A 5,810-nucleotide genomic window follows, 5' to 3' on the forward strand; every position below is an offset into this window, starting at 1 on the left:
CAATGATCGAGACCGGCGGCTGGGACACGCACAGCGGCCAGAACGCGCGCCTGGCGACGCAGCTCAAGAACCTCGACGGCCTGATTGCCGGATTGCGCGAGGGACTGGGAGCCACGTGGGACAAGACGGTGATCCTGGTGGCGACGGAGTTCGGGCGGACCGTGGCGGCCAATGGCACGGGCGGCACCGACCACGGCACCGGTGCGGTAGCGATGCTGATCGGCGGCGCCGTGCAGGGCGGGTGCATCGTGGCGGATTGGCCCGGGCTCTCAAGCGCCAACCTGCTCGAAGGCCGCGATCTGAAGCCCACGCTGGCACTCGACGCATTGGTCACTGCAGCATGTGCGGAAAGCTTCGCGCTGGAGCAGGACCGGATTTCGAAGGTGCTCTTCCCCTATGGGGCCGCGCAAGGCAAGCCCATGCCTCGCCTGCTGCGCGCGTGAGCGAGCGGCACCGGCTGACCTACCGCTTTGGAGCGAGGCGGAGGTCCGTTGGGGGGCCCAAAACGGCTGTACTGGGCTCGCATAGACCGGACGCTGGCGAACGTCAGCAACCTTGAGAACAGCGTTGCAGACCCGGTACTGGTGGGTAGTACGGCCAAGGCTTGTCGCGGTATTCCTCACTTTGAGGAGCACCGATCGCCCCGCTCTCCGCGAGCGATTCGATGGTGTTCTTGACGTTGTCGTGGCGCTTGTCGGTCAACTTCGCGATCTTGCGGCTGGGCATGCGAGCGCCGATCAGCTATCGAGGTTCATTGGGTCTTCTGTGGTGTAGCGACGTGGTCGTGTGTGACTGGCTTGGGCAGTTCTCGGTCATGTGTCATCGGTCTCCATCTTCGCGCGAGCCTTGAAGATCAATGTGGCCAGGCGGCTTGCGCGCTCGGCATCGGTCAGGACGGTCGCAGGCGGGAGGCCTCCCCCGTCATCCGACTTGATCCCGAAGGCCTCGCGCTGCATGCGCACACCCTTTTCCAACATCTCAACAAGCTTCTTGGCTGAGTCGACGCGACCCGCCGTGCTGAGTGCCTTTCGGTATCCCTCATTCAGAAGGTCGCGGCGTTGGCGCCCGGTCTCGGCGTCGGTGCTGGACTCGTCCATCAGTTCGCCGAGCTTGGCAAACAGTTCGACGTTGTCGGTCTGCGCCTCAATCTCACCAAACAGCTTGCGGCAGAGGTCCAAGGAGCGCTGGATGTCGGAGCGCTGGCTCATGTGAACATGGAACACGGCGCCCGCGTTGGCGTCGACGACCACGTGTTCCGGGACGCGCGTTTTGGTGCGCACCTCGYTGCGCACCGCGGCACTACGCACCAGCGCGTCCGCCTTGGCTTGGATCCTTGCGCCAAGGTCGCGCGCCCAGTCCTCCTTGTTCGCGCGCTTGCGGATGGTGGACTCGGCTACGCCGTGCTCGCCTGCGATCGTGCGCAGCGACTTGATGCCGGCGCGGTAGTCTGCCTCGATGACCGGCCAGTCTGTTACCGGGTGCTTCGCTTCGCTCATGGCGTGGCCGCCTCGTCGTCGTCCGGCAGGTCATGCACCACCGGCATGCTGCTGCGGCCGATCTTGGCCAGCAGCGATGCCAGAGAATCGGAGTCACCGGCCTGCTGGCCGGACTCGATGTTGTACGCCTCGCGCTCACCCCTGCGTACCTTCTCGTCGATCTCGGTCAGCTTCTTGAGCGACTCGACGCGGCTGGGCAGCGCAATGATGCGTTGCAGTAGGTCGTTTCGCTTGTCGATGCCGCTCTCCCCTGGGTCGCGGGCGACCTCAACGATCTGGGTCAGCAGATCGATCTGGCTGGTCTGAGCCTCGATCTCATCGAGCATCGTGTCGCGAATGCTGGAGATCCGACCGAGGCCTTTCCGGTGCCCGAGGACGACATCAACCCGGACGGTGGCGGCCGCTTTGATTTCAAAGCTATCGGGGGTTGCATTCTCCGATTGCTTTCTTCCGATTGCATTTCCGCTGGCTTTCGCAGTCGCCTTCAAGAGCATGTTGTCAGCTCGTGCTCGAACCTCCGCGGCCTTGTCTTGAACCCATTCATGCTTCTCAGCACGGCGGCCGATGGTGCTCGCCTGGACACCATGCTCGGCGGCCAGTTGCTTGTTGGACTTCTGGCCGAGGCGGTACTCCCGCTCGATCGCGTCCCAGTCAATATCCGAACGGCGGCCCATCAGTGCACCTGCCCTTTGGCTTCCGCATGCACGTCGGCGAGGTGCGACGCGCCAGCGGCGAACTGATTGATGCTGTTTGCTGCGGCGGAAAGATGTCGCTCCAGAGGGCCCCACGGCAAGGGCGTGACGTTCGCCGCCAAGCAGGCGTCTTCGATCAGGGCATCGAGCAGCAAATCTCCGGCCGCGGACCACAGCAATGCCGCACGCACCGGTACCTTCGCGCCAAACATCAAAGCGAGTTGGGCCGCACACAGAGAAGCGTCGCCGATCCCTGCCACAACGTGGTCATGACCACGGCCGCCATCTTTCGCAATGATCACCATCATGCTGCCATCGAAGTGGCTGATGACCAGGTCAGCACGACCCCAAAGCAGCTTGAAATCGCATGTCAGGGTATCGGTCGACGGGTCGAACGGGATGCGGTCCTCATAGATTTTCAYGGTGGAAGCAGACGAGCAGAACAGGAGAACAAGGGCGGATTCGCCCCCGTCCTCGACCGCGTGTTTGAGCATTTCAATGGTCATGAGTGAATTCCTGGAATGTGAGAAGGCGAGGCCCCGAAGGTTGCGATGCGTTTTTCATCGGGCCATGCTATTGAGAACGGCAGCGGTGGGCGACCTCTATGGGGGGACACGATGCTCCCGGCTCACTGGATGGGGTGGACCTCGCCACGGTAGAGGGCCTCCGGGTTGATGTGCTGGCCTACAAACGCGTCGACCTCCTCGACGGCCACGCCGAGCTTTTCGGCGATCTGCTGCACGCTGAAGACCGGCTCGCCGTCTTCGTTGACGTGCGTGGCCGGCGGGACAAGCCCTGACTGCTCCACCAGGGCATCAGCCTCGGCGCGATAGCGTGGCGGTGCAGTGCGCATCAGCCGCACGAACAGTCCGGCGTGCTCCGGGCCGTCCAGCGCTTCGTCGCCCTCGGCGCGGCGGATGTCACCGACTCGCTTCAGCAGCGCGAAGAACTCGGCATAGTCGTGGCGCTCGATCTGATTCGCCGCCCAGGCACGCCACTCCTTCGCGGCACCCGGCTTGCTCTCTTCGAGCAGCGTGTAGTAACTTTCAGGCGCCAGGGTCAGCATGCGCGCGAACTTGAACGTGTGGCACTCATTTTCGATGGCGGCCTCGCCCTGCTCGCGCAGGACAGTCATCATCTCGGCCAGGAGAGCCCGGTACTCAGGGTTGAGCTGTTCCGGCTCGCCGGTCACTTTTTCAGTCATAGTTTCTCCAGTTAAATTTGGGTTGACCGTGGTGCCGGGTCGTTTGGTGGGGGATGCTTGGGCTCGGCTGGGTCACAGGTCGCCGCCTTTCGCACGAGCATTACGAGTGGGCGCCGGCCCTTCCCAGCCATCGAAACGCGTCTGGTCGCCGATGTAGCTCAGGCTCAGCACGCCGCACCGGCCCTGGCGGTTCTTCGCCACGCTCACCTTGGCGTAGTACTGCCACTCTGGCCCGAGATCGGGCTTGGCCTGGATCGGCCGGTTGATGAACAGGATGATGTCGGCGTCCTGCTCGATGGCGCCCGAATCGCGCAGATCGCTGAGGCCCGCGGTCTGGTCGACCCGCTCCTCCACCTTGCGGTTGACCTGCGCCAGGCACACCACGGCAATGTCGAGCTCCTTGGCCAGCGTCTTCAGGCCACGGCTGATTTCCTCGAGCTGGTAGGCGCGCGACTGCTTCCCGTCCAGGCCCGACATGAGCCCGATGTAGTCCACGATCAGCACCTTCAAGCCGCGCAGGCGCTTCACGTTCCGGGCCTTCGCGCGCACCTGGTTGATGTTCAGGCCGCCTTGGTCCGACACCGCGAAGTTCAGGTTGCGCGCGCGATCCACACCATCCACCACGCGATCCCACTGCAGGCCGGCCCCGAGATTCGGGCGCTTGACCGCCGACAGGCTGACGCCGCCAATCATGGCCGTCAGGCGGTCRCGCACCTCCGTGTGCGRCATTTCCATCGACAGCATCGCCACCGCGTAGCGCTCGGCCATGTTGATGCCGATGGTCATGGCCAACGCGGTCTTGCCCTGGCTCGGCCGCGCGCCGATGATGACCAGCTCGCCGGGGCGGATGCCGCCCTCAAGGTATTCGTCCAGGTCGGCCAGGCCGGTGGCCATCGCAGTCGTCTTGCCGGACGCCCGGTCCTCCAGCAACGACGTGTGCAGCGCCATGCCTTCGGCCGCTCCGATCCACTCGTCGCGCGGCGCCTCGCCGATCAGCTTGACAAGTTGGCCTTGGGCGTCCTCGATGCGCTCCTCGATGCTGCGCTCGTGGTCCTGTGCCAGTTCCGTGACCGCGCTGCTCACTGCCATCAACTGCCGGCTCTGGTAGCGCTCCACGATCAGAGCCGCATAGCGCCTCACGTTGGCCGCGCTCGGCACGTACTGCGCCAGCGCGTTCAACTCGGCGAACGCCTTGGGGTCTTTGAGCGCTGTGCCGGTCGTCACCACGTCGCACTGCTTGCCGGCGACGATCTGGCGCGAGATCTCGGCGAAGAACGTGCGGTTGCGGTCGGAGTAGAAGTGCTCGGTCTTCACGGTGTCGCCAATCCGGTCCCAGGCGCCGTTGTCCAACAGCAGAGCGCCGATCAGGCTGTGCTCGGCCTCCAGCACGGCCATGGCGGCGACGGCTTGATGGTCGTGCTTCACGCTGCCACCTCCGCGGTCTTCTCGATCACGTGCTTCAGGCCCTTTTCCGTGAGCAGGAAATCGAGGTCGCAGCGCCAACCCTCATGCCCCGACGCCTTCTGCCCACGTCCCATCAGAAAGTCGTTGTCGCGCGCCCGGTCGAAGTAATCGCGAAACCACGTCATCGCCTGTTCTGCAGTCTGAGCGCGGCGGCTGCCGTCCAGCTTGGTCGTGGTCAAAACCCAGCGCCAGCGCTTCGACAGCTCCCGCTTGCGCGAGTCATTCATCAAACGAACAGCCGGCAGTTCAGGCAGAACCTCGTGGTACAGGTCGACGATCGCCTGGGTCTTGCACGGCGGCAGTCCGCTGCCGACAGAGGCGATAGCCTCTTTATCTTCCTCTCCCTTCCATTCCTCTCCCTTCCATTCCGGGGTCGAGGCCGCGTCGATGATTCGACGATCGTTCGACGAATGCTCGTCGAACGCCCTGGGAGTCGGTGCCGATTCATCACTGACCGCGCGGCGCGCAGTGGCCGATTCACCGGAGAAAGGCGGGTGCTTGAACGTCGGCTTGTCGATGCGCTGGTGGTGCCAGCCAGTGACGTGCCAGAAGACTTTGCTGCCGGCCTCGTAGGTCATCAGCAGCTCCTGACCGAGCATTTCGGCCACGAGGGATTCCACGTTGGTCGCCGCGATGTCGTCGGACGGGAAGACCTCGGCCTTCAGCGTGCGAGCGCTGGCCGGGTGGTTGCCACCGTCGTCGCAGAAGTTCCACAAGCCAATGAACGCGAGGCGAGCGAGCGGCGAGAGGTTCATCACCTGCTCGCTGGTCCACGTCTCCGGCTTGATCGTGCGAATGCGGGCCATTAGGCACGACCTCCCGACGGTGCCGCACGCGTCACGAACTGGGCGGAAAGGCGCTCCGTTCGCACCATCGCCCGGTCCCAGGCCGCGGCCAACTCGGTGTCACCCAACGCCGTCGCGCGAGACAGAGCGTCGCGATAATGCGAGATCC

At 64.3% G+C, this 5,810-nt stretch carries 8 protein-coding genes; 1 reads left to right on the plus strand and 7 read right to left on the minus strand.

The genetic code is table 11. The annotated features are described in order from the left end of the window. Positions 1-443: DUF1501 domain-containing protein (locus AC1D2K_RS28390; protein WP_478092921.1), on the plus strand; the 443-nt coding region annotated here is incomplete at its 5' end. A 103-nt stretch (positions 444-546) separates the two neighbouring features. Here AC1D2K_RS28390 and AC1D2K_RS28395 read toward each other — a convergent pair. The 7 genes from AC1D2K_RS28395 to AC1D2K_RS28425 all read right to left on the minus strand — a co-directional run bounded on the left by AC1D2K_RS28395 (position 547) and on the right by AC1D2K_RS28425 (position 5,662). Continuing rightward, positions 547-726, minus strand: a complete 180-nt coding sequence (locus tag AC1D2K_RS28395) for a hypothetical protein (protein WP_478092923.1) — start codon at positions 724-726, stop codon at positions 547-549. 86 nt (positions 727-812) lie between these two features. After that, on the minus strand, positions 813-1,496 hold the full coding sequence (locus tag AC1D2K_RS28400) for a hypothetical protein (protein ID WP_478092925.1): 684 nt from the start codon (positions 1,494-1,496) through the stop codon (positions 813-815). Continuing rightward, positions 1,493-2,170, minus strand: coding sequence for a hypothetical protein (locus AC1D2K_RS28405; RefSeq protein ID WP_478092927.1), 678 nt, complete (start codon positions 2,168-2,170; stop codon positions 1,493-1,495). Before AC1D2K_RS28405 ends, AC1D2K_RS28400 begins: the two co-directional genes overlap by 4 nt. Then, positions 2,170-2,694, minus strand: coding sequence for a hypothetical protein (locus AC1D2K_RS28410; protein ID WP_478092929.1), 525 nt, complete (start codon positions 2,692-2,694; stop codon positions 2,170-2,172). The genes AC1D2K_RS28405 and AC1D2K_RS28410 overlap by 1 nt, the downstream gene beginning before the upstream one ends. Positions 2,695-2,816: 122 nt before the next feature. Then, positions 2,817-3,392, minus strand: a complete 576-nt coding sequence (locus AC1D2K_RS28415) for a hypothetical protein (RefSeq protein ID WP_478092932.1) — start codon at positions 3,390-3,392, stop codon at positions 2,817-2,819. Positions 3,393-3,464: 72 nt separating this feature from the next. Next, positions 3,465-4,817 (minus strand): replicative DNA helicase, encoded by a 1,353-nt coding sequence (locus AC1D2K_RS28420; RefSeq protein ID WP_478092934.1) that lies wholly within the window; start codon positions 4,815-4,817, stop codon positions 3,465-3,467. Continuing rightward, the gene (locus AC1D2K_RS28425) at positions 4,814-5,662 is read right to left on the minus strand and encodes a hypothetical protein (RefSeq protein ID WP_478092936.1); all 849 of its coding nucleotides are present in this window, start codon (positions 5,660-5,662) and stop codon (positions 4,814-4,816) included. The genes AC1D2K_RS28420 and AC1D2K_RS28425 overlap by 4 nt, the downstream gene beginning before the upstream one ends. Positions 5,663-5,810: the final 148 nt, after the last annotated feature.

Source organism: Variovorax sp. P1_H12_2 (genome assembly GCF_056405335.1).